This is a genomic window from Pseudoalteromonas sp. 1_2015MBL_MicDiv, from assembly GCF_002407505.1.
Lineage (GTDB): Bacteria > Pseudomonadota > Gammaproteobacteria > Enterobacterales > Alteromonadaceae > Pseudoalteromonas > Pseudoalteromonas fuliginea.
Map to the genome: position 1 here is coordinate 231,533 of NZ_CP012737.1, position 23,797 is coordinate 255,329.

At 39.7% G+C, this 23,797-nt stretch carries 26 protein-coding genes; 20 read left to right on the forward strand and 6 right to left on the reverse strand.

Annotated features, from left to right (window positions below; all coding sequences use genetic code 11):
- The first annotated feature begins 6 nt into the window (after nt 1-6).
- Nucleotides 7-4,311, forward strand: a complete 4,305-nt coding sequence (locus AOR04_RS01060; protein ID WP_096792287.1) for an alpha-1,6-glucosidase domain-containing protein — start codon at nt 7-9, stop codon at nt 4,309-4,311.
- 46 nt (nt 4,312-4,357) lie between these two features.
- On the opposite strand, the gene AOR04_RS01065 is transcribed toward AOR04_RS01060, so the two are convergent.
- Complete coding sequence (locus AOR04_RS01065; protein WP_096792288.1) at nt 4,358-5,113, reverse strand: MipA/OmpV family protein; 756 nt, start codon at nt 5,111-5,113, stop codon at nt 4,358-4,360.
- 280 nt (nt 5,114-5,393) lie between these two features.
- Between AOR04_RS01065 and AOR04_RS01070 the strand changes: the two genes are divergently transcribed.
- Nucleotides 5,394-5,939: a PH domain-containing protein gene (locus AOR04_RS01070; RefSeq protein WP_033016345.1), complete on the forward strand. Its 546-nt coding sequence runs from the start codon at nt 5,394-5,396 to the stop codon at nt 5,937-5,939.
- A gap of 42 nt (nt 5,940-5,981) precedes the next feature.
- The gene (locus AOR04_RS01075; RefSeq protein ID WP_008138776.1) at nt 5,982-6,377 is read left to right on the forward strand and encodes a DUF1801 domain-containing protein; all 396 of its coding nucleotides are present in this window, start codon (nt 5,982-5,984) and stop codon (nt 6,375-6,377) included.
- A 21-nt stretch (nt 6,378-6,398) separates the two neighbouring features.
- On the opposite strand, the gene AOR04_RS01080 is transcribed toward AOR04_RS01075, so the two are convergent.
- Both AOR04_RS01080 and AOR04_RS01085 read right to left on the reverse strand, forming a co-directional pair.
- Nucleotides 6,399-6,743, reverse strand: coding sequence for a rhodanese-like domain-containing protein (locus AOR04_RS01080; protein WP_007376450.1), 345 nt, complete (start codon nt 6,741-6,743; stop codon nt 6,399-6,401).
- The gene (locus AOR04_RS01085) at nt 6,743-6,931 is read right to left on the reverse strand and encodes a YgaP family membrane protein (protein ID WP_033023357.1); all 189 of its coding nucleotides are present in this window, start codon (nt 6,929-6,931) and stop codon (nt 6,743-6,745) included. The genes AOR04_RS01080 and AOR04_RS01085 overlap by 1 nt, the downstream gene beginning before the upstream one ends.
- A 104-nt stretch (nt 6,932-7,035) precedes the next feature.
- Between AOR04_RS01085 and AOR04_RS01090 the strand changes: the two genes are divergently transcribed.
- A complete protein-coding gene (locus tag AOR04_RS01090) occupies nt 7,036-7,344 on the forward strand; it encodes an ArsR/SmtB family transcription factor (RefSeq protein ID WP_096792289.1) in 309 nt (102 codons plus the stop codon).
- Here AOR04_RS01090 and AOR04_RS01095 read toward each other — a convergent pair.
- Nucleotides 7,337-8,014, reverse strand: coding sequence for a nitroreductase family protein (locus tag AOR04_RS01095; protein WP_096792290.1), 678 nt, complete (start codon nt 8,012-8,014; stop codon nt 7,337-7,339). The genes AOR04_RS01090 and AOR04_RS01095 overlap by 8 nt on opposite strands.
- Nucleotides 8,015-8,200: 186 nt before the next feature.
- Here AOR04_RS01095 and AOR04_RS01100 point away from each other — a divergent pair, with 186 nt between their 5' ends.
- The 4 genes from AOR04_RS01100 (at nt 8,201) to AOR04_RS01115 (ending at nt 13,559) form a co-directional block, all read left to right on the forward strand.
- Nucleotides 8,201-9,079 carry an ABC transporter ATP-binding protein gene (locus tag AOR04_RS01100; protein ID WP_007376453.1) on the forward strand — a complete coding sequence of 293 codons (879 nt, stop codon included), beginning with the start codon at nt 8,201-8,203 and terminating at the stop codon, nt 9,077-9,079.
- An 11-nt stretch (nt 9,080-9,090) separates the two neighbouring features.
- On the forward strand, nt 9,091-12,666 hold the full coding sequence (locus AOR04_RS01105) for an ABC transporter permease/M1 family aminopeptidase (protein ID WP_096792291.1): 3,576 nt from the start codon (nt 9,091-9,093) through the stop codon (nt 12,664-12,666).
- A 261-nt stretch (nt 12,667-12,927) separates the two neighbouring features.
- Complete coding sequence (locus AOR04_RS01110; protein ID WP_096792292.1) at nt 12,928-13,239, forward strand: Bor family protein; 312 nt, start codon at nt 12,928-12,930, stop codon at nt 13,237-13,239.
- The gene (locus AOR04_RS01115) at nt 13,236-13,559 is read left to right on the forward strand and encodes a Bor/Iss family lipoprotein (RefSeq protein WP_008138787.1); all 324 of its coding nucleotides are present in this window, start codon (nt 13,236-13,238) and stop codon (nt 13,557-13,559) included. Before AOR04_RS01110 ends, AOR04_RS01115 begins: the two co-directional genes overlap by 4 nt.
- Before the next feature lie 61 nt (nt 13,560-13,620).
- Here the strand turns inward: AOR04_RS01115 and AOR04_RS01120 are convergent, their stop codons facing one another.
- Both AOR04_RS01120 and AOR04_RS01125 read right to left on the reverse strand, forming a co-directional pair.
- Nucleotides 13,621-14,307, reverse strand: a complete 687-nt coding sequence (locus AOR04_RS01120; RefSeq protein ID WP_096792293.1) for a TorF family putative porin — start codon at nt 14,305-14,307, stop codon at nt 13,621-13,623.
- A 278-nt stretch (nt 14,308-14,585) separates the two neighbouring features.
- The gene (locus AOR04_RS01125; RefSeq protein WP_033023362.1) at nt 14,586-15,749 is read right to left on the reverse strand and encodes a hypothetical protein; all 1,164 of its coding nucleotides are present in this window, start codon (nt 15,747-15,749) and stop codon (nt 14,586-14,588) included.
- Nucleotides 15,750-16,182: 433 nt separating this feature from the next.
- Between AOR04_RS01125 and AOR04_RS01130 the strand changes: the two genes are divergently transcribed.
- The 12 genes from AOR04_RS01130 to secY all read left to right on the forward strand — a co-directional run bounded on the left by AOR04_RS01130 (nt 16,183) and on the right by secY (nt 23,791).
- Nucleotides 16,183-18,153 (forward strand): AsmA family protein, encoded by a 1,971-nt coding sequence (locus tag AOR04_RS01130; protein ID WP_096792294.1) that lies wholly within the window; start codon nt 16,183-16,185, stop codon nt 18,151-18,153.
- Between the two features lie 272 nt (nt 18,154-18,425).
- On the forward strand, nt 18,426-18,794 hold the full coding sequence (rplN, locus tag AOR04_RS01135) for a 50S ribosomal protein L14 (protein WP_002959498.1): 369 nt from the start codon (nt 18,426-18,428) through the stop codon (nt 18,792-18,794).
- Nucleotides 18,795-18,804: 10 nt separating this feature from the next.
- A complete protein-coding gene (gene rplX / locus AOR04_RS01140) occupies nt 18,805-19,119 on the forward strand; it encodes a 50S ribosomal protein L24 (RefSeq protein ID WP_002959496.1) in 315 nt (104 codons plus the stop codon).
- A 16-nt stretch (nt 19,120-19,135) separates the two neighbouring features.
- On the forward strand, nt 19,136-19,675 hold the full coding sequence (gene rplE, locus AOR04_RS01145; protein WP_024610257.1) for a 50S ribosomal protein L5: 540 nt from the start codon (nt 19,136-19,138) through the stop codon (nt 19,673-19,675).
- A gap of 10 nt (nt 19,676-19,685) precedes the next feature.
- Nucleotides 19,686-19,991 carry a 30S ribosomal protein S14 gene (rpsN, locus tag AOR04_RS01150; protein ID WP_033016334.1) on the forward strand — a complete coding sequence of 102 codons (306 nt, stop codon included), beginning with the start codon at nt 19,686-19,688 and terminating at the stop codon, nt 19,989-19,991.
- A 21-nt stretch (nt 19,992-20,012) separates the two neighbouring features.
- Nucleotides 20,013-20,405, forward strand: coding sequence for a 30S ribosomal protein S8 (gene rpsH / locus AOR04_RS01155; RefSeq protein WP_007376462.1), 393 nt, complete (start codon nt 20,013-20,015; stop codon nt 20,403-20,405).
- A 13-nt stretch (nt 20,406-20,418) separates the two neighbouring features.
- Nucleotides 20,419-20,952, forward strand: a complete 534-nt coding sequence (gene rplF, locus AOR04_RS01160; RefSeq protein WP_007376463.1) for a 50S ribosomal protein L6 — start codon at nt 20,419-20,421, stop codon at nt 20,950-20,952.
- 9 nt (nt 20,953-20,961) lie between these two features.
- On the forward strand, nt 20,962-21,312 hold the full coding sequence (gene rplR, locus AOR04_RS01165; protein WP_002959486.1) for a 50S ribosomal protein L18: 351 nt from the start codon (nt 20,962-20,964) through the stop codon (nt 21,310-21,312).
- 9 nt (nt 21,313-21,321) lie between these two features.
- Nucleotides 21,322-21,828 carry a 30S ribosomal protein S5 gene (gene rpsE / locus AOR04_RS01170; RefSeq protein ID WP_002959485.1) on the forward strand — a complete coding sequence of 169 codons (507 nt, stop codon included), beginning with the start codon at nt 21,322-21,324 and terminating at the stop codon, nt 21,826-21,828.
- 2 nt (nt 21,829-21,830) lie between these two features.
- On the forward strand, nt 21,831-22,013 hold the full coding sequence (rpmD, locus tag AOR04_RS01175; protein WP_002959482.1) for a 50S ribosomal protein L30: 183 nt from the start codon (nt 21,831-21,833) through the stop codon (nt 22,011-22,013).
- 4 nt (nt 22,014-22,017) lie between these two features.
- Nucleotides 22,018-22,452, forward strand: coding sequence for a 50S ribosomal protein L15 (gene rplO / locus AOR04_RS01180; RefSeq protein ID WP_002959480.1), 435 nt, complete (start codon nt 22,018-22,020; stop codon nt 22,450-22,452).
- 10 nt (nt 22,453-22,462) lie between these two features.
- Entirely contained in the window at nt 22,463-23,791 is a 1,329-nt protein-coding gene (gene secY / locus AOR04_RS01185; protein ID WP_007376464.1) for a preprotein translocase subunit SecY, read from the forward strand.
- Nucleotides 23,792-23,797 lie beyond the last annotated feature (6 nt).

Below are 23,797 nucleotides of genomic sequence, written 5' to 3' on the forward strand. Positions count from 1 at the left end.
TTAAAAATGAAAAAAATTAAAAAATATAGTTACTTCTTAGTCGCCTTAAACTTAATGCTATTAGTTGGATGTGGCAGTGGTGATGATGTGAAATCGGGGCAAGTGTTACTCACTTGTAATGTACCTCAAGTACCAAACGAAACTGGCACACAGTGTGTCGATCCTGAGCCGATTGAATGCGCAGCGCCAACGGTTCCCGACGAAAAAAATGAAAGCTGTATTGTTGGCGCTGATCCAACGTTACCTGATCCTGTTGTATTTCCTGGCGATAATGAGGCAATTTTATTTTATAACCGCGTAACAGACGCTAACTATGAAGGTTACCGATTGCATTCGTGGAATAACGATGTGTGCGATGCTTTTGCACCGCCTTTTGATACGAGCGATTGGGAAAACGGCCATGTGCATGATGGGATAGATCCGAATTATGGTGCTTATTGGATTATAAAGCTCAAAGCCGATTACAACGAGTGCGCTAATTTTATTATTCATATAGGCACAGAAGGTGATGGTAAGGCATTTGGTGATGTTGATTTAACAATGCCATTAATGCAAGACGACGAAAAATTTCAGCGTATGAACTTTACTTTACATGGTGAGCCGTCTGTTTTTGAGTTTCCTATTTTAAATTTAGGTGAGCGTCCGGTTGCTATTGCAGGGGCTTCTGCACATTGGATAGATTTAAATACAGTATTATACAAACCGAGTAATGAACTGAGTCAAATCATTAAATTATATAGCTCTGCAAGCGCAGATTTAAAGGTTGATGAAGAGACTGGATTAAATGGTCAAAGCATTGAGTTGATACAAACCAACTTAACCGATGAGCAAGCACTAAAAGTACCGCACTTGAGTGATTGGACCGCTTATCAAGGTAACTGGGATGCAGAGGCCGCTAAGCAATTAATTAAACAACAACTGCTAGTGGCGGGTTTTGATGTTGATGGCAAACTTCTTGAAGCAAGTTACGTTCAAACAGCAAAAGCACTAGATGCGCTTTATACGCAAAATGAAAATGATGCTAACGAGGCGCTACTAGGCGTTAATTACAATAACAATGCAATTGATGTATCAGTATGGGCACCTACGGCCAATAATATGATACTTAATGTGTTTGATGCCGATAAAGCACAAGTGCATAGCAGTGCAATGCTATTTGATAGTAATACTGGCATTTGGTCTATCAGCTTAGATACTAAATACGATCGCCATTACTACCGTTTTGCGTTTGATGTATATCACCCAATCACTAAAGCGATTGAAAGTTTATGGAGTACAGACCCCTATTCACTCAATGTATCAAGCAATGGTTTGTATTCGCAGCTAATCAACCTAAATGACGATGACACCAAACCACAGGGCTGGGATGAACGCAGTATACCGACCGTTACCAATCCAGAAGATGCGATTATTTATGAAGGGCATGTACGTGACTTTAGTGTGCGCGATACCAGTGTTAGTGCACCAAATCGCGGTAAATACCTTGCATTTACAGAGCGCGAAAGCGTGCCAATGCAGCATCTTAAGCAGTTGGCTGATAAGGGTTTAACTCACTTTCATTTACTACCAGTGACAGACATTGGCACTATTGAAGAAAATGCCGCAGAGCGAGTTGAAATAACCGATACGTTAGGTAATTTATGTGAACGTATAAATGATGAAGCAGACGCTTGTAAAACAGAAGACAAGAACAGCACTATTGTCCAGTTGCTGCAAAGTTATTTACCAGGCTCTGACGATGCCCAAGCACTTGCCAGTGCTATGCGTGACCTAGATGGTTTTAACTGGGGTTACGATCCGCATCATTTTATTGCCCCTGAAGGGTCTTATGCCTCAACGGCTGAGGGTATTGCTCGCGTAGTTGAAACGCGCGCTATGGTGCAGTCGTTACACGAAATTGGATTAAGAGTCGTGCTGGATGTTGTTTATAACCATACAACAGCATCAGGTATTTGGGATAAGTCGGTATTTGATAAATTAGTACCCGGCTATTATCACAGGTACAACGAAGTGAGTGGTGGCATTGAGCAATCAACATGTTGTGAAAACACCGCCACTGAGCATGTCATGATGGATAAGTTTGTCACTGATTCATTAGTGATTTTAGCCCGTGACTTTGGTTATGATAGTTTTCGCTTTGATGTGATGGGGCATATGCCTAAGTCATCTATTTTAGCAGCGCGTGAAGCGGTTCAAGCAATCGATGCAGATAACTATTTTTATGGCGAAGGTTGGGACTTTGGTGAAGTAGCTAATAACCGTTTATTTACGCAAGCAAAACAAGCCGATATGGCGGGTTCAGAGGTGGGTACCTTTAACGACCGTATCCGCGAGGCTATTCGAGGTGGAGCATTGTTTAGCAATAACCCAACCGATGGCAATTTAGCTGAGCAAGATACATTGCGTTTATCGCTTGCTGGGAATTTACAAAATTATATTCTAAAAGACTTTAAAGGTAATTCAGCCAAGGGCAATAGCTTTACGTGGAATACTCAGCCAACAGCATATGCACTTGACCCTGCCGATAGCATTAACTACGTCTCTAAACATGACAACGAAACGCTATGGGATCAATTACAATATAAACATGCTGCTAGTATGAATATTGAAGAGCGTGTACGTGCTCACAATATGGCGCTCGCTATGCCGCTTGTAAGCCAAGGCATACCATTTATGCAACTGGGCGCTGATTTACTGCGTTCAAAGTCAATGGATCGTGATAGTTACAATGCCGGAGATTGGTTTAATGCAGTTGATTTAACTAAGCAAAATAATAATTGGAATATTGGCTTACCTAATGCTGAGAAAAACCAAGAGAAATGGTCTGAAATAATGCCTATTTCGGGTAACCCTCAAGCTGCTGCACAACCGCAAAATATTGCTTATGCTGGTGGTGTTTTTCAAGAGTTTTTAGCTATTCGCAGTGCTAGCCCATTATTTAGATTAACCACAGAGCAAGATGTAATAGAACGTGTTGGTTTTCATAATGTGGGTAAAAACCAGCAACATGGCTTAATTGTTATGAGTATTGATGATGGCGAAGGATTAACCGACATTGATGCAAACAACGATGCGCTCGTTGTGGTTATTAATAGCACCGAGCAGTTGCTTACTCATAGCATACCAACGGCGAATGGCTTTGAGTTACACAGTATACTTAAAGATAGTGTTGATCCAATGATGGCTGCAGCTTCTTTTACTCAAGGAGATGGTGAAGGTAGCTTTAACGTACCAGCATACACAATGGCGGTATTTGTTAAGCCGCAAGACGATGGCCAAGGTGTAGGGTTAAGTGCTAATGCAACGGTGGGCGCCCCCGATGTAGTACCTTTTGCGAGTACTGCCGTTTATGTGCGCGGCTCGTTAAATGATTGGGGTACTCGTGATGTACTTGAATATGTTGGTAATGGAGAGTACCGCTTAGCTGTTACGCTTAGTGCGGGTGACTATGAATTTAAAATAGCCTCAGAAGATTGGTCTACTGTCGATTTTGGTGCGCTATCAGATGCTGATAAAGAAGTAATTGAAAGTCAAAGTGAGCCCCTAACAGCTAGTGGGTCTAACATGACTTTTACTGCCGCTATTGATGCCACTTATGTGTTTGTATTTGATGCTAGCGATAAGGAGAGCCCAACACTTAAAATTTATAACGAGGAGCCATTTGTTGGTAATGCCATTTTTGTGCGAGGTACATTAAATAATTGGGGAGTCACAGACGAACTGATTTACAAAGGAAAGGGTATTTATACTTTTACTAATACTCTCGCTGCAGGGAGTTACGAATTTAAAGTTGCCTCTGAAGACTGGAGTTCGGTTGATTATGGCTCTGCTGATAGCGATATTAGTGCAACTTTAGGCAAAGCTAAACTATTAGCACTTGGTGGCGCAAATATGACTATAGATATTGCTAATGATGGCGAATATCAATTTGTATTGGATGCGAGCGATTTAAGCGCCGTTACATTAATCATTTTAAATGCGGAAATGTTTGCTGATACGCAAGTATTTATTCGAGGCAATTTAAATGAATGGAATACGGATAACCCACTTATTTATCAGGGTAATGCTACTTATACAACGTCATTAGCTTTAGAAGCGGGTGATTATGAGTTTAAAGTGGCTTCTGAGGATTGGAGTACCGTTGATTACGGTGGTGTAGGTGAATCCCCAATTGTAAATATAGGTGAACTGACTTTACTGGAAGCGGTGGGTACTAATATAGCTTTGAGCGTTGCTGAGCAGGGTAATTATACATTTAGCGTTATTGGCCCTGATAGAAATAATATAAAGGTAATAATTAATCAACAATAGCATTTAGAGGCCGAGCATTATATATGCTCGGCTTCTATGTTTTAAATTAGAACTGATAGCTAACCGACATCATGGCAGTTGAGATACTCGACGTATCTATAATTGGCGAGTCTTCAATATCAGAGTCTAGTTGTGTGTAGTTAATCATAGCACTCACATTCCATTTTTTATTAAGCTGGTAGCTGAGTAGCATACCGGCATTATAATTCACTGTAGAGCCTAATTCGTATGCATCAAAAGTGTTTGATTCGCCCTTTGTAACACCGTAATAATAATTTGATACTTTGCTACTGCTTAGCTCAACTCCAAATGAAGGTATTAACATAATTTGTTTAGAAAGTTTGAATGGGTAGCTATAGCGAGCTTTTAATTTTGCGCCATCGCCATGGCCCAATATATCGTGTGACGCACTGGCACTTAAACTACCATACCCTGTGGTATAACTTACTTTAGAACCTGCATAGAGAGATATTTTGCGATCGTCGAGTGCTTTAATCTCGGCGAGATCAGAATCAGACGAATCAAAAAATTGACCGGGTTCTAGTATTACTGACCAATTAAACCCCTTATTTTCAACTAATTTGTAATCGAGTACAAAGCCTCTAAAGGTTAATTTTTCACCTTCATAGTTGATCATAGGTAAGAGCAATGTTCTATTATCTGTGCCCGCATAGGGAGATTCAGTTGAAATAAGCCCAGCACCAACCGACCACGGAGATTTATCTTGCGCTTGAGCCATTAGGCTTGATAAGGCTAATGTGCTAAGTAACAGTTGCAAACTCTTTTTCACATAAGTATTCATGATTACCTTCGCTATTAATGTAGTTATAAGATTCGTTATTGGTTTGACGCAGTGAGTGTAACGGTTATAAGTATTTTGAGTTGTAAGTTAGTGTGTGAAATTTTAAATATATGTAAGTAGCTGAAGTAAAGTGTTTAGTGGTTTTTTGGATTGCAATTTTTTATATGTATTACGAAATATAAGTAACATATTTTTAGAATAACTTTATATTTGATGAAATTGCATTCAATTTTGTAATGGAGTACTTTAAATTTTTATGGTGATTAGAAATAATATGATTATGGCTGAAATTATTTTAAAAAGTGCATCATTCGATTTTAAAGTAAAACAATACTGGATGGTTACTGCATCACTCATTAGTTTTTTAGCATTGGTTACTATTCCACTCATCCCTTTGATTTTATTTATAGTGTGGTTGGCGGCTGGGCGAATATTAGCTGCGATGTCTGCTGAACTATTACCACAAAAGCTAGTAGTTAAACGTGGGGTATTATTTAAAGAGGAAAAGTCGATACCGCTTGAAAAAATAACTGATGTTGGGTTGAGCCAAGGCCCGTTAATGCGGCTCTTTGGGTTATATCGTTTAAGTTTTGAAACGGCAGGGCAATCAGGACACGGCGCTTTAGTATCTTTGCTCGGTGTAGTTAATGCGAGTGAGTTTAGAGAGGCGATACTTGAACAAAAAGATGTATTGGCTAATCAAGGTAAAACGTCGCAGCAGTCGACAGAGCAAAGTGAGAAAGAGCTACTAAGAGCGCTGACTTATAGTGTAAAAAATATAGAACAAATGCTACTTGTTTTACTGGATGAAAAACAACAAAAGTAATTTATCTTTAAGTATAGGTAGAGCGCTTACAAGGATATTTTTATGAATACGGATATAAAAAATATATTTAATAATTATCCTGAGATAGCAAAAAGTAAGCTTATAAAATTACGAGAGTTAATTTATACCGTAGCACAAGAGCAAAACTTAGGAGCTGTTGAAGAGTCTTTAAAGTGGGGAGAGCCAAGTTATAACGTAATAAATGGCAGCCCCATTCGCATAGGCTTTAAGGGCTCATCGTGTTATTTGTTTTTTCATTGCCAATCAAAGCTAGTCAGCACATTTAGAGAGTTGTATTCCCACAGTCTCACTTTTGAAGGTAACCGGGCAATTGTATTAAATAGTGAAAAGCCATTACCAGAACACCCAGTTAAAGAGTGTATTAAATTAGCACTGACTTATCACAAAGTTAAACGCCTACCTTTGTTAGGCGCATAATTATAAGTACTTAGTTGATGCTTAAAATACGCTACAAATTTGATTTGCATCACAGGTAATAACGCTAACGTTTTCATAACCAACACGCGTTAACGCTTCTGCTCCCAATGTTGCGCGAGCACCACTTGCACAGTGTAAGTATATTGGCCGTGCAGCATCTTTTTCTATTTCCATTAATTTCATTTCGAGTAACCCACGCGGAATGTTTATTGCTCCTATAGCGGCTTTTGTAGCGTGCTCTGCGGGTTCTCGCACATCAATAAGTAGGCCTTTATTTTGTTCGAGCTCTATTTTTGCTTGCGCTGCGTCAATACGCCGCTGGTTAGGTGTGATAACTTTTAGTAAGTCAGGAATTGAAGTAAGCATTAGTCTGTGAATCCTCTTTTGCGTAAAAAAGACATTAATGGGCACCACTTTGTGAAAGCTGACTGCACTAAGTTAATACCTATGAATAATGTTAGAAACTGGAAATTACTATGTACAAAATAGCTTAAAAGTACTGATATTGTTACTGCACTACCGCCGATTAAAAGTATCGCATCGCTTATTTTCATTATAATCTCAATTTTATATTAGTAATACCTAATGTTAATTTATATTAGAGTTATCTAATGTAAAAGTCTATACTTAAAAGCATATTTATAAATGATGTGATTAAATGAATATTGAACAACTCGCTGTGAATGCAGAACAAGCCGAACAGTTTTTAAAATTAATGGCTAATAAAAATCGTTTAATGATTTTATGCAGTTTGCTACAAGGTGAGCAAAGTGTTGGTGAATTAAATAAAAATGTGCCCTTGGCTCAATCTGCACTATCTCAACATTTAGCCAGTTTACGCAAGGCGGATATGGTTATGACCCGCCGAGATGGACACACTATTTATTACTCATTGACCGACCCAAAAGTTGAGTCGATCATTGCTTTGCTATATGAGTGGTTTTGCCGAGCAGAAAACACTAAATAAAAGTAGCTATTTCATCAATAGATTTTTTATCCAGTGCATGAGCAGGTATTGTTGCATCATCACTTGGGTAACCTGCAATAAGTAGCATGTATGGGCGTTCGTTATCCCTATCGCGGCCACATATGTCGGTTAAAAAACTCATTGGCTTTGGAGTATGAGTAAGGGTTGCCAAACCACTGCGATGCAAAGCCTGAATTAAAAAGCCGGTAGCTAGACCAACCGATTCGTGTACGTAGTAATTAGTATTTTTATCATCGGTGCTTACGCCCCCCTTTTTTTGACTAAATACAGCTATAAGCCAAGGTGCATGCTCTAAATAAGGCTTATTGGCGTCGGTGCCTAACGGTTTTAGCGCATCTAACCACTCTTCACCTGCTCTGCCTTCGTAAAAAGATCGCTCTAGTTTTTCGGCGGCTTCTCTTATTTGTTTTTTTACATCACTGCTGTTTATAGCCACAAAATGCCAAGGCTGATGATTCGCTCCACTTGGTGCTGTGCCCGCTGCTTTTATACATGTCTCAATAATATTTTTTGGTACTGGGCGATCGCTAAAGCTGCGAATGCTATGGCGGCGTTGGCTAGTGGTTAAAAACTCGTTAGCGCGATTTAGCATTTCGTCGTGTGGGTATTCTATAAAGTCGTTTAATGGCTGGCTTTGGTGATCTTGCATGGCTTTTCGCTTCTTATAAAAAGTATATGTGGTTTTTATACCGAGTGAATACAGTGCAAGCAAGTATTATGAGTTTAAACTATGTTTATTTGTTGTTACAAATTTAACCAGCAAGTAACTTATGTTCCTATTTTTTTGTGGTATAAAACATTATAAAAATAATTACTTATATTCAAGGAAGTAAAAATGCTATCAATAACAGGGTTATCAAAAACCTACGATAACGGCGTACATGCACTACAAGGTGTTGATTTAAATATCCCTAAAGGGATGTTTGGTTTACTGGGTCCTAATGGTGCGGGTAAATCTTCATTAATGCGAACGATCGCTACACTGCAATCAGCCGATAGTGGCAGCGTTGTATTTGATGGTATTGATGTGTTAACACACCCTAAAAGCTTGCGTGAGCGTTTAGGTTATTTACCGCAAGACTTTGGTGTTTATCAGCGTGTTAGTGCTTATGATTTACTTGATCATATGGCTATTTTAAAAGGTTTAAGTAATAAGGCTGAACGTAAAGAGGCCGTTGAAGGGTTGTTAGCGCAAACCAATTTATATGATCATCGAAAAAATGCGGTAAGTGGTTTCTCGGGCGGTATGCGCCAACGTTTTGGTATTGCACAAGCTTTATTAGGTGACCCTGATTTACTCATTGTAGATGAGCCAACGGCAGGTCTAGATCCTGAAGAGCGAAATCGTTTTCATAATTTGTTAGTGGGTTTAGGTGAAAGTAAAGTGGTGATTTTATCAACGCATATAGTTGAAGATGTGTCTGAGCTTTGCCCAAATATGGCCGTATTAGCTAATGGTCAAATTTTACTTGAAGGTAACCCAATTGAGCTTACGAATACGTTACAGGGAAAAATTTGGCACAAAGCAATGAGTCAAGCCGAGGCTTTGGAACTCGAACAATCATTACCGGTAATAGCGAAGCGTTTGTTTGCAGGACAAACATTACTCAGTGTGTTTGCTGACGATGCGCCAGAAGGGTTTGAGTCTAAGCCTGCTGATTTAGAAGACGTCTATTTTTCAACATTGCACCAACACCGCAATAAAGCAGCATAAGGATACTGATTATGTTGTTTAAAATGATGCAATTTGAGCTGCGCTATTTTATGCGTCAGCCCTCTTTCTATATCACGTCACTTATCTTGTTTTTTCTTACTTTTATGGCATCGGTTTCTGACTCGGTGCAAATAGGGGGAAGCAGCAATGTAAATATAAATTCTCCTTACGCAATTTTGCAAGTTATTGCGATTATGTCGGTGTTTGCTATTTTTTTAGTGGTCAACTTTGTTGGAAGCTCAGCTATTCGTGATGACGTGAGTAAACTCAACGAATTAGTTTTGAGCAAGCCACTGAACATAGTTCAGTATAAAGCTGGGAGATTCATCGGGGCTTATTTAGTCACGCTATTAGTGTTTTCAAGCACTATGTTGGGTGTGTGGGTTGGCAGTGGTTTTGGTAGCTTAATGGGTTGGTTAGACAGTGAAATGATAGGTGAAAACCAACTAAGTTATTATTTAGTGCCTTTCTTTTATATTGCAGCTCCTTCTTTGTTTGTTGTCTCATCGCTCATTAATGCTGTGGCAATGCGCTTTCGTAGCATGGTAACGCTCTATCTAGTTGCTGTTGCCCTACTTATTAGCTATTTGGTTGGATCTAATATTTTCTCTGATATCCAATATCGTGAAATCTCAGCTTACCTAGATATGTTTGGTATGTCGGCAATGAGAATGCAGATGGAATACTGGACAATAGCAGAGCGTAATGTAATGGAAATTACGTTAACTGATCAGTTATTACATAATAGGTTAATTTGGGTCGGTGTTGCCTTACTAGCATTGGCAATTGCAGCACTCAATACATCTCATCATTTGGCTCAAAAGCAAAAAGTGAAAGGCAAGGCGAGTAAAAATAATAATACTAATTTTGCAGCTGCACTTAAGTTTAATATAACGGCAAAAGCGACGGGAAATAATGCGTGGTCGCAATTTTTAACGCGTACTTTTTTTGAAGTCAAACAAGTTATAAAAAGCTATTCGTTTGGTATTTTACTTATTTTATCTTTAGCGACATTAATTCCAGCGTTGGTAGGCTCAATGGGTCCATACGGAACTGATGTTTGGCCAGTCACATTTAGAATGGTTGAGCTTATTCAAGGTAGCTTTGGCATATTGATGATGATAGTACTTGTTTACTATTGTGGTGAACTTGTATGGCATGATCGTGAATCACGAATGGCCGACATTATCGATGCGTACCCTGTTGCGAATTGGGTGTTCTGGGGCTCTAAATATGTAGCGCTGAGTGCTGTTTTATTATTGTTATGCGCATTTGGCTCCGTGGTGACATTGTTTTATCAAATGATGATGGGCATGGCGAACTTTGATATTGCACAATATGTAATTAGACTCGGTTATTTATTTGTACTCGGGCTTATCTTTCAAGGTGGTTTTGCCTTTTTACTACAAGTAATTAGCCCAAATAAATACGTAGGTATGGGATTATATGTGCTGTACTTTATCGCTACTTTGGTGATGAGTAACTATGGTTTTGAGCATAATATGTTTGTAATAGGTCGGACACCAGAGGCGCCTTATTCAGATATTAATGGTTATGGCCACTTTTTAACTGCGGTGCATTGGTATAATTTATACTGGTTAGGTTTTAGTATGATTATTGCTGCACTTAGCTATGCGCTTTGGCCTCGTGGGGCTGGGCAAAATTTAAAAGCACGCGTTCAGTTGTTAGGCTATCAGCTAGGCAATTCAGGTAAAGCGGTTATTGTATGTGGTACCCTTATTTTTGGTGGTGTAGGAAGTTTTATTTACTACAACACAACGGTTCTCAATCAATTTATAACCAGTGAACAGTATGAAGACTTACAAGAGCAGTATGAGCGTGAGTTTGGTCAGTTTGTAGATGCGGCTTTACCTATTCCAACAGATGTTGTTGTTACTGCTGATATCTACCCTAAAGAACGTCGTATTACAGCTACCGTGGTAATGCAGATAGAGAATAAATCGCAACAACCGATTACACGAATATTAGTAAATAAGCCTGATCATACTCATAAATGGAGTGTTGAGGTGAATGGCGCGCAACTTGGGGAGTTAAACGAGCAGTATCGTCATGCTTGGTTAGATTTTACTAAACCCATGCAACCAAACGAGAGCCGCGAAATTACAATGAGTGTAGAGCGTTATACCGAAGGGTTTGAAGATAGAGGAAGCGATGAGCGACTTGTGTATAACGGTACTTTTATTGACAACACGGCACTGTTCCCGAGTTTTGGTTATTCCTTTGGTAAGCAAATACAAGATAAAAGTGAGCGTCGTCAAAGGGGTTTACCAGAGTTAAAACGCGGTAATAAAATTGAAGAAACGCAGTATCATAATCAACCTTTGTTTGCAGATAACTATGTAAGTTTTGCTGCCACAATTTCCACTGATGAGTCGCAAATTGCGATGGTTCCAGGTTACTTGCAATCACAAAGTACTAAAAATGGCCGAACCACATTTGTATACGAAATGGATGCACCTATGTTGCACTTTTACACTTTACTTTCAATGGAGCTTGAGGTGAAAAAAGAGCAGCATAATGGCGTACATATTGAGGTTTACCATCACAAAGATCATGCTTGGAATGTAGATGCAATGATTCAGTCGACTAAAGATTCTTTAGATTACTTCTCTAAAGAGTTTGGTCCTTATCAGCATAAGCAAATGCGTATTATTGAGTTTCCTCGCTATCGTAGTTTTGCGCAGAGTTTTGCTAATACAGTACCGTACTCTGAAAATATGGGGTTTATTACAGATACACGTGACCCAGATAATATTAATTTTCCTTACTATGTAACATCGCATGAATTGGCGCACCAGTGGTGGGCGCACCAAGTGATTGGCGCGAATGTCGAAGGCTCTAATATTTTATCTGAAATGCTATCGCAATATGCAGCTATCATGGTGATGAAAGAAAAGTATGGTGAAAACAACCTTCGTAAATTCTTAAAGTATGAACTTGATCGTTACTTATTAGGACGCACGACAGAGCTTTATGAGGAACGTACACTTGCACGCGCCGCAGGGCAGCAGTATATCCACTATAACAAAGGTGCCGTGGTAATGATGGCCATACATGATTTGTTAGGTGAGCAGCGCGTAAATGCCGCTTTGCGAGCGTTTTTGCGAGATTACCAATATGCGCAAGAGTTTTACCCAACCACGTTAGACTTTATTGCCTATCTAAAGCGAGGAGCGAGTGAGCAAGAACAAGCATTCATTGAAGATCAATTTAATGCCATTACGTTATATGATTTAAAAATCAGTGATGTTGATGTGCAAGAGGCTGAATCTGCTGATGGGGAACATATCATTACATTGACTATTGCTGCAGCGAAAAAGCATGCCGATGGCGAAGGTAATGAAGAAGATGTACCGCTAGCGCAAATGATAGATGTTGCTTTATTTAGCGCAGATCCGAATGAGGTACATAGTGAAAGTGCTGTGATCTATATGCAAAAGCACGAGATAAAAACGGGTGTAAATACCATTACACTAAAGGTAACTGAATTACCTAAATTTGCAGGTGTGGATCCTTTTATTAAGTTAATTGACAAGAAAAGTGGCGATAATATTAAAGCACTGTAGCTTTTAAATGCAGTATAAAAAATGCCAGTTGTTTTACTGACTGGCATTTTTATAGCTATTGAAAGAGGTTATTGATAGCTAACAGTAAAGTTATTTTTACTATATCTAAACTCATTTAGTAAGTAGCCCTCATCCTAAACTTTGTAGAAAATTGTATAAATTTTTGTATAAACCGCTACATTTTCCCCACACCTTCTTACTAACTTAACTTTAGTTTTTTTGTACACTGCTGTCATTAAGAGTAAACAACAAGGGATAAGAATGAAGCAGCTAATGATAAGCGTTTTAATACTAAGTCTAACCGCTTGCTCTGCGGTGACAATTCAGCCACAGCAAGCAGCCAAAATAACAAGCAAAGCGAGTTATGAAGATAGTCGACCGTTCTTTTTATGGGGATTGGTTGGAGAAGAGCGCGTTGATGTGAAAAAAGTATGTGTAGATAAATCAGTAACTCAAATGCAGTCACAACAAACGTTTAGTGATGGAGCACTTAGTTTAATTACATTTGGTATATATGCACCTCACACTATTAAAGTATGGTGCCAAGATGAAATAGTAGGAGAGGCATTATGAGTATTAAGTTACTTATAACAAGTTGTATGCTGATTATATTAACGGGATGTACGAACATTTACTTTGATAATGGTGTACAAGACAACGTGAGCAATAAAACTCAAGAGAGTTCACAATGGCATCATAATTTTGCTCTTGCATTATATGAAGGATCTAAGCCGTTAGATTTAAGTACTCATTGCCCACAAGGTGAATGGCAAAGTGTCCATACGTATAAATCGTTTACTAATGGTTTGGCAGAGGTGGCTGTTAATCAAATTGCTCCGGCTTGGTACCCTAAAACAGTTGAAGTGAGTTGTACTAAGGTACCATTCAAGTAATATTATAAACGAGAAAAGGGCCAAAAGGCCCTTCGTGTTGCAGCAAGTAACACATTCTTTTTTATAAGTTAAAGTCTACAGAGTAAGCTACGTAGGCTTTAATATCTGAATCATCTATATCTGTATCAGACAAACCAAAAGTAAAACCGTCTTTTGAAATAGATATACCGTAATCTAAGATATTGTCGTCACCAATAAAATCACCAGAGTAATGACCTAAATGTAGTGCCATTTCAGTACCGTTACTACCGACAGCAAAGCCATAATCAGCAGTTAGGTAAAGTGAGTCGCCAAAGTCTGTACCGTCACCACTTGCAGCTGATGTTGCAAGTACAGAAGCGCCAAACGTGAAGCCTTCAACACTAATACTACCGTAAATTTCAGAGAAATCTGCGTCAGCTTCAGAAGCTGCGTCTGGGTAAGCGTAATAAATATAACCAACATCGTAACTAACACTTTCGTTAATGTCGCCACCGAAGCCTGCGTATAAGTCAAGCTCGTAGGTCATTTCGTCAGCCCAAGATGCATTTGAAGCCCAAGTACCGGCATAAAAACCAGACTCATTAGCGTAGTCAATACCACCGGATATTGCCGCATCACCACCCGTTTGCTCTTGGCCGCGCCATAAGTAATTTGATGTTGCTGCCGCATTTGCTGTTACTTCAGCTTGAACCGATGTTGAGACTACCGATGTTGCAGCCATTAATGCGATGGTGCTAATCGCAATTGTTTTTTTTAGTTTGAGCATGTCCATTTCCCGTTATATGATTTTTGCATGCCAAGGTTTTATTATGTATTGCTTTAACCTTTTAATTGGATGCATTTTTATTGTTTAACTGGGGAGGTGGTGCACTGTGTGTGCCAGCTTGGTTTTATTTACTTTAAAATGTATTTTTATAGTTTAAAAATAATGACTTACAAAGGAGTAGTGTTTTTTTATTGAGGTAATTTTAATAAGTGTTCGCACGCTGCTGGTGCATAAATTAACCTAACCGCACCATTAAAGTACAGCTAGGTTAGATTTATTTAGCCGAAAATAGTACGCATTAGACTAATTGTTTCGTTAACGCCTCGACCTTTTTGTACTTCATTAATGATCGAGTCACGTTTGCTGCGAATATGCTCAGGAATATCGTCAGCAGCAAGAGCACGGTCTACTAGAATTTCTGCAGACTCTTTGCCTCTACGTTGAGTTTTACCTGTCGTTGTTGTACTACGCTTAGGCTTGCTAAGTAACTTGATGTAGTTTGAACTGTCAGGTGTTTTAGTGTCTGCATAATAAAAGAAACATGGGATCAGTGCTTTAATAGCAACTAACTGTTCCTCTAGTTCGTTACTTGCATTAGCCATTTTATACCACGACATAGCTTGAATACCTTTAACGATATCTTGCCAGTAACGCTCAAAATCACTATTTTTAAGTTTTGGAACTCCAAGAGCGCCACATAATGCATCTAATCGATTATTTGTAATCGGAGTAAATAAATCAGGGCGACGCATTGCTAGCAAGCGAGTTGCAGGGGCTAGCGTTGGTTTTTCATTGTTGTCGGTAAACACTTTTGAGTAAGCAGCAACAAATTGCTGGTATTCATATTGAGTGATATCACCTTCAAGTGGGATGTTTGCTAGAGCTGCATCAAAATCACCTGGTAAATCGCTAAGCATTTGATGAAAGCTTTTTGCACTCTTAGTTGAGGCAAACCATTCAACATCAAAGTTGTATGTGCTTGGATCAAGTGACGCCATATGCTTACCGCTAAACGCAAGTAAATCTTCAGGAATCATATCTTTAAGAGATTGTTCACGAATGCTTTTAATGTAGTCTACTAAGCGAAGCTGTTCATCAAGAGCAATAACGTCTTTGTGTTGTTCTACAAATACACTTACAACAGGCCACGGAGCAATACGTAAAGTTTTAACCTGTAAAAAGCTGATAGCTGAAATAAGCTGATCGTGTAGCTTCTTAAGTATAGGTAATTGTTGCGGCTCTAGTAAATCGTAGTTCATACGATCTCTACTTGCATTTAATAGTTCGTAACACCAAGGTAAAAAATCATCAGGGTGGTTTTCTACTTTCACGGCCATAAGGTTAAGGCTTAACTCTGAAGATTGTTTCAGAATGTTCTGATAGATTTGATTTTCTTGTTCGCCTAGCGTCATTTTTGACGGTGAAATTAGCAGTTTTTTCATGCCTTGTAGAATCTCCGGATTAGATATATATTTTTTTGCTGGTCTATTTTAGCGCAATTACATCAATAACAACAGCGCTGTCCTCAATGCTTAATAGTGACAGGGGATAAATATGTATACTTTTCAATGTATCAAGATTAAATTATAGGTAAATATTAGTTATTTTGATTTGAGGTTTTTGTGAGATATTGTCATTAAATTTACAATGTTTAATTTCAAGAACATTAAATTGAATTATTTAGTTAATGCTTTTTTATAGCATTAACCATTTCATTAGTACTCTACTATATGTTTTTTATACTGAAATTTTCAGCACGGATTCATATCATGCCAAATAAGTTAAACTAAATAGCATTTTTACAACTTCAGCAATGATTTTAAAGCTAACACTCGCTATGATAAGAGCATTATTTGCACGTTTGAAAGGACGATCATGAAAACCTTACTTAAAATTGTAGGTGTAATACTTTTATTATGTATAGCACTAATTGTTGCCGCACCGTTTTTAATTCCTACTGATACTATTTTTAATAAAGTGTCGCAGCAGGTAGAACAAACAACTGGGCGCACTCTTACTATTAAAGGTGATAAAACACTTAGCGTATTCCCTGCATTAAAGTTAGAACTTAACGACGTGCATTTTGCAAATATGGGATCAGGTTCGCGCGCCGACATGGCGAGTTTGAAACAGCTTGCTGTACATATACCTTGGTTTTCATTATTTGGTGGTGAGTTTAAATTAGATAAGTTTGTTATAAACGAACCAAATATCCTATTAGAAACCGACAAAAATGGTAAAGCTAATTGGCAGTTGTTTGATGCAGTTGCAGAGCAACCTAAAGAGCAAAGCCAATCAGGTGAAGCAATAAAGCTTCCAGATAACTTTGATATTGAGCTAGGTGAGGTTGCTATTTATGGCGGTACATTTACTTATCTAGATGGTCAAACAGGTACTAAGCAACAAATTAGTGATTTAGAACTCGCTATTTTACTTCCATCACTTCGTAAAACATTAGAAGTAAAAGGGGGTATTACTTATATGCAGGAGCGTTTTGAGCTTGATATAAAATTAGATACTCCAGCTAAAGCAATTGAAGGTGCTACTTTTAATGTTAAACAAACCTTAGATTCTCGTTTAGTTGATTTAACGTTCGAAGGGAGCATAGCTAAGCAAGGCCAAGATATTAAAGGTCAGTTAGCACTAAGCGGTGAGTCTGTTAAAAGTATTGCGAAATGGCAAGGTGTAGAGCTAGACGCTAAAGACAATGCATTTAACGGATTTAGTGTAAACGGTAAAATGCACCTACTAGGTGAGAAATTTAATTTAGAAGATTTAGTTGCGACGTTAGACGCATTAGAAATAAAAGGTAAGAGCGAGCTTAACCTAGGTAAGCGTTTAGCAGTAAATGCAGATATTGATTTAGGTATGCTTGACTTAAACCCGTACCTACCTGAAGCAGTGGCAAAACAAGAAGAGCCAGTAGAGCAAGAAGATAAACCTGCAGAGCCAATAGTATGGGATGACACTAAGATTGATTTAAGTGCATTAAATTCACTAGATGCAAATGTAGTGATTCGTTCAAGTGGATTAAAAGCCAATGATATTAAATTAGGCGCAAATCAATTTACTGTTGTTTTAAAAGATAGCGTTGCAAAACTAAGCCTAGATAGCTTTTCTGCTTATGAAGGGTCAGGTAAAGGCGTTATCAATGTAAACGCACAACAAGTGCCTTATAAAATATCAACTAACTTTGACTTAGCTGGTATAGATGCACAGCCTTTATTAGCGGATGCGGCAGGTTTTGACAAGCTAATGGGTAAGGGTTCTTTAAATTGGAACCTAAGCACAACTGGCCAAAGTCAAAAGTCGTTTATTGGTGCGCTTAACGGAAAACTTGGGTTTGAGTTTGCTGATGGCGCTGTAAAAGGCGCGAATATAGCTGAAATGGTACGTAAAGGTAAGGAGCTTATTTCAGGAAACTTTGGTGCAGCATCTGAAGGGTTAGATACTGGGTTTGAAGAATCAGAGCAAACAGATTTCTCTGCACTAACGGGAAGCTTCAACTTTACTAATGGTGTTGGCAAAAATACCGACCTATCACTTATCAGCCCACTTATTAGAATATCAGGTGAAGGCGATGTTGATTTACCCCAAACAACGGTTAACTACCGTTTGGTTACAGGCATAGTTGGATCGATTGAAGGACAGGGAACGACTGATGACAGTACAGGCTTTAAAATACCACTTCGCATAAAAGGCCCTTTCCACGATGTAGGTATAAAGCTTGACGTTGGCAGTGCGCTCAAAGATGAAGCTAAACAAAAGGTCGATGAGGCAAAAGAAAAGGCAAAAGAAAAAGCAAAAGATAAGATTAAAGATAAATTAAAAGGTTTATTTGGTTAATTTATTGCGCTCTAAACAAACAAGGCACATTACAGGTGCCTTGTTTGTTTTGTAACCACCTGTAAAATAGCTACATAGCCGGAATTGCTCAGCTTTAATTTCCCATCACTCCAAATTAATTAAAAAATAACCTATCGCTACCCCCTCAATGCTGGTACAATTGCTCGCCCTTAAGAGACAACTCGTTTGTTTTTGAGTGGGATTTAATCGAAATGTCTTGATTTTAAACAAATTTAAGACACGTTGTAATTACTACACCGGAGGTCATTAACATGATCCAAATGCAAACTCAGCTGGAAGTTGCTGATAACAGCGGCGCTCGCAAAGTGCAGTGTATAAAAGTCCTTGGTGGTTCACACCGTCGCTACGCAGCGATTGGCGACATCATTAAAGTTTCTGTTAAAGAAGCTATTCCTCGCGGTAAAGTGAAGAAAGGTGATGTTAAAAACGCGGTAGTTGTGCGTACCAGAAAAGGTGTTCGCCGTCCAGATGGTTCTCTGATCCGTTTTGACAGCAACGCTGCTGTTATCTTAAATGATAACTTACAGCCAATTGGTACACGTATTTTCGGCCCTGTGACTCGCGAACTTCGTAATGATAAGTTCATGAAAATCGTTTCACTAGCCCCAGAAGTACTGTAAGGAGCCAATCATGGCAGCAAAAATACGTCGTGATGACGAAGTAATCGTACTAGCAGGTAAAGACAAAGGTAAGCGCGGAAAAGTGCTTTCAGTTGTTACTGAATCTGGTCGAATCTTTGTCGAAGGCATAAACTTGATCAAGAAACACCAAAAGCCGGTTCCACAATTGAACCAAGCTGGCGGCATTGTTGAGAAAGAAGCATCTATGGATGCATCAAACGTTGCGATCTTCAACTCGGAAACGAGTAAAGCTGATCGTGTAGGTTTCAAGATTGAAGATGGTAAGAAATTACGTATCTTTAAATCTACTGGTAAAACTATCTAATAGTTGGAGTAGAATGATGGCGAAACTGCATGAAGTATATAAAGACAAAGTAGTAGCTGAACTTCAAGAGAAGTTTGGTTTCAGCTCTGTCATGCAAGTCCCTCAGATCGAAAAGATCACATTGAATATGGGCGTGGGCGAAGCCCTAGCTGACAAGAAGATTTTAGATCACGCAGTAGCTGATCTTGCAGCAATCTCTGGTCAGAAACCTCTAATCACTAAAGCACGCAAATCTGTTGCTGGCTTCAAAGTGCGTGAAGGTTACCCAATTGGTTGTAAAGTAACCCTACGCGGCGAGCGTATGTGGGACTTTTTTGAGCGTTTGGTATCAATCGCTATCCCACGTATTCGTGACTTCCGTGGCGTAAGTGCTAAGTCTTTTGATGGACGTGGTAACTACAGCATGGGCGTACGTGAACAAATCATCTTCCCAGAAATCGATTACGATAAAGTAGACCGTGTACGCGGTATGGATATTACTATCACTACTTCTGCGAAATCTGATGAGGAAGGCCGTGCGTTGTTAGAAGCGTTTAACTTCCCATTTAAGAAATAAGGGTAGGGTTATGGCAAAGAATTCTATGAAAGCGCGCGAAGCTAAGCGCACAAAACTAGTTGCTCAATTCGCTGAAAAGCGTACAGCACTAAAAGCTATCATCACAGATGTTAACACATCTGAAGATGATCGTTGGGACGCGGTTCTTAAGCTACAAGCTTTACCTCGTGATTCTAGCCCTGTACGTCAACGTAATCGTTGTAACATTACGGGCCGCCCACATGGTTACCTTCGCAAATTCGGCATGAGCCGTATTAAAGTTCGCGAAGCAGCTATGCGCGGTGAAATTCCTGGCCTTAAAAAGGCTAGCTGGTAATAGAATCATGGGAGTAAGACTATGAGCTTGCAAGATCCTATCGCGGATTTGTTTACACGTATCCGTAATGGTCAATCAGCGAAGAAAGTATCTGTAACGATGCCAACTTCAAAGCTGAAAGTAGCATTAGCTAAAGTACTAAAAGACGAAGGTTATATCGTAGATTTCGCTGTTAACAGTGAAGCGAAACCTGAGCTTTCTATCGAGTTAAAGTACTTCGAAGGCAAAGCTGTAATTGAAAATATCCAGCGTGTAAGTCGCCCTGGTTTACGTATCTATAAGAAACGTGACCAATTACCTAAGGTAATGGGTGGTCTTGGTATCGCTATCGTATCAACTTCTAAAGGCCTAATGACAGACCGCACAGCACGTAGTGCTGGTGTTGGTGGTGAAATCATTGGTTTTGTAGCTTAATCGGAGGGGAACTATGTCTCGCATAGCAAAGGCACCAATTACTGTTCCTGCCGGTGTAGAAGTTACATTAAAAGGCCAGGAAATCACAGTTAAAGGCAAAAACGGTGAACTAACTCGTACTATCAACAACGCTGTTGAAGTACAAGTTAATGACAACGTTATTACAACTTTACCTCGTGATGGCGTAGCTAATGCATGGGCTCAAGCAGGTACTGCTCGTGCTCTAATCAACAACATGGTTGTTGGTACGCATGAAGGTTACGAGAAGAAACTTCAGTTAGTAGGCGTTGGTTACCGTGCAGCAGCTAAGGGTAAAGTTTTAGACTTAACACTTGGTTTCTCACACCCAGTTAATTTCGCAGTTCCTGAAGGAATTACGATTGAAACTCCAAGCCAAACAGAAGTTCTAGTTAAGGGCGTAGATAAGCAGTTAGTTGGTCAAACAGCTGCTAACATTCGTGCATACCGTAAACCTGAGCCTTATAAAGGTAAGGGTGTTCGTTATTCAGATGAGAATGTACGCCGTAAAGAGGCTAAGAAGAAGTAAGGTAAGACGATGGATAAAAAAACAGCTCGTCTACGTCGTGCTAAACGCACTCGTAGAAATTATATTGAACAAGGCACAACGCGTCTTGTTATCCACCGCACGCCACGTCACATATATGCTCAAGTAGTAAATGCTGAGGGTAATGTACTGGCTGCTGCTTCTACTGTTGAAAAGGCTATTAGCGAAACAGTTAAAGGCACCGGTAACGTTGAAGCTGCGCAAGCAGTTGGCAAAGCGGTTGCTGAACGTGCGGCTGACAAAGGCATCGAAAAGATTGCTTTTGATCGCAGTGGCTTTAAATATCACGGCCGTGTGAAGGCGCTAGCTGATGCTGCGCGTGAAGCCGGTTTGCAATTCTAGGAGTAGACAATGGCTAACGTAGAAGCAAAGCAACAACAGCCTGATCTAGCTGAAAAGCTAATCGCGGTAAACCGTGTGTCTAAAGTAGTTAAAGGTGGTCGTATCTTTAGCTTTACTGCACTAACTGTAGTTGGTGACGGCGCAGGTAAAGTAGGTTTTGGTTATGGTAAAGCACGTGAAGTTCCAGCTGCTATTCAAAAAGCAATGGAAAAGGCACGTCGCAACATGATTAACGTAGACCTAAATGGCAATACATTACAGCATCCTGTTAAGGGACGTCATGCTGGCTCACTAGTGTTCATGAAACCAGCATCTGAAGGTACTGGTATCATCGCAGGTGGTGCTATGCGTGCAGTACTAGAAGTTACTGGTGTGCAGAACGTACTTTCTAAATGTTACGGTTCTACTAACCCGATCAACGTGGTACGTGCAACGATTTCGGCTCTTGAGAATATGAATTCTCCACAGTCTATCGCTGCAAAACGTGGCCTTCGCGTAGACGAAATTCTGGGGTAACCATGGCAAATCAAACTGTAAAAGTAACACAAGTAAAAAGCTCTATCGGTCGTTTACCGAAACATAAAGCTACATTACGCGGTCTTGGTTTACGTCGTATCAACCACACTGTTGAGTTAGAAGACACAGCATGTGTACGTGGTATGATAAACAAGGTTTCTTACATGGTTAAGGTAGAGGGTTAATTCGATGCATTTGAATACACTTTCACCTGCTGCAGGTTCAAAAACTGCTCCAAAACGTGTTGGTCGTGGTATCGGTTCTGGTCTAGGTAAGACTGGTGGTCGTGGTCACAAAGGTCAAAAGTCACGTTCTGGCGGTAAAGTACGCGTTGGTTTTGAAGGCGGTCAAATGCCTATGCAACGTCGTCTACCAAAATTTGGTTTCACTTCTCGCAAATCTTTAGTATCTGCAGAAATAAACCTTTTTGAAATCGCTAAAGTAGAAGGCGATGTGGTAGACCTAAGCGCGTTACAAGCAGCTGGTCTAGTTAAAAAGAACGTTCTTTTCGTTAAAGTTGTTAAATCTGGCGAAGTTTCACGCGCTGTTACCGTTAAAGGCCTTAAAGCCTCTAAAGGTGCTCGCGAAGCAATTGAAGCTGCCGGAGGCAAGGTAGAAGACTAAGGAAGTACTAATGGCTAAACCAGGTCAAGATACACAAAGTGCACAAAGTGGACTTTCGGAATTGAAGCGCCGATTACTCTTCGTATTGGGTGCTATCATAATTTACCGTCTAGGTTCATTTGTGCCGATCCCTGGGATTGACGCCGCTGTACTTGCCGATTTCTTCGAGCAACAAAAGGGCACCATTGTTGAAATGTTCAACATGTTCAGTGGTGGTGCACTTGAGCGAGCTTCAGTGTTAGCACTGGGTATTATGCCGTATATTTCGGCTTCGATTATTACGCAACTATTAACGCATATGTATCCTCCGTTTATAGAGCTTAAGAAAGAAGGTGAACAAGGGCGTAAAAAAATTAGCCAGTACACACGCTATGGCACGCTTGTGCTAGCTACTATTCAATCAATCGGTATTGCTACTAGCTTACCGGGCATGATGGAGGGGTTAGTAGTTAACCCTGGTATGGGTTTCTATTTCACCGCAGTGGTGAGTTTAGTAACTGGTACTATGTTCCTTATGTGGTTGGGTGAACAGATAACAGAACGTGGTATCGGCAACGGTATTTCTGTTCTAATATTTGTTGGTATTGTAGCTAACTTGCCGTCTGCTATTGGTTCGACAGTCGAAATGGCGCGCCAAGGTGATTTGAATGTTTTTGTACTGTTGATGGTTGCGGTAATCGTATTCGCTGTTACTTATCTTGTAGTGTTTTTTGAACGTGGACAACGTCGTATTGTTGTTAACTACGCAAAGCGCCAACAAGGTCGTCAAGTATTTGCTGCTCAAAGCACGCATTTACCACTAAAAGTAAATATGGCGGGTGTTATTCCACCAATCTTCGCTAGCAGTATAATTCTGTTCCCTGGTACAATTGCAAGCTGGTTCGGCCAAGGTGAAGGTCCGGTCGCTGATGTATTACAAGCTGTTGCTACTACGCTGACTCCAGGTCAACCGTTGTACTCACTTGTTTTAGCTGCGGCTATTATCTTCTTCTGCTTTTTCTATACAGCGTTGGTGTTTAACCCGCGTGAAACTGCAGACAACCTTAAGAAATCTGGCGCATTTATCCCAGGTATTCGACCAGGTGAGCAGACATCTAAATACATTGATAAAGTGATGACACGCCTGACATTGGCAGGTGCTTTGTATATAACCTTTATCTGTCTGGTGCCTGAATTCATGACTATGGCATGGCAAACGCCATTCTATTTCGGCGGTACATCAATTTTGATTATCGTTGTTGTAATCATGGACTTTATGGCACAAGTACAGACTCACCTGATGTCTCATCAGTATGATTCTGTGCTGAAAAAAGCGAACCTTAAAGGCTACGGTCGATAAGGTCAG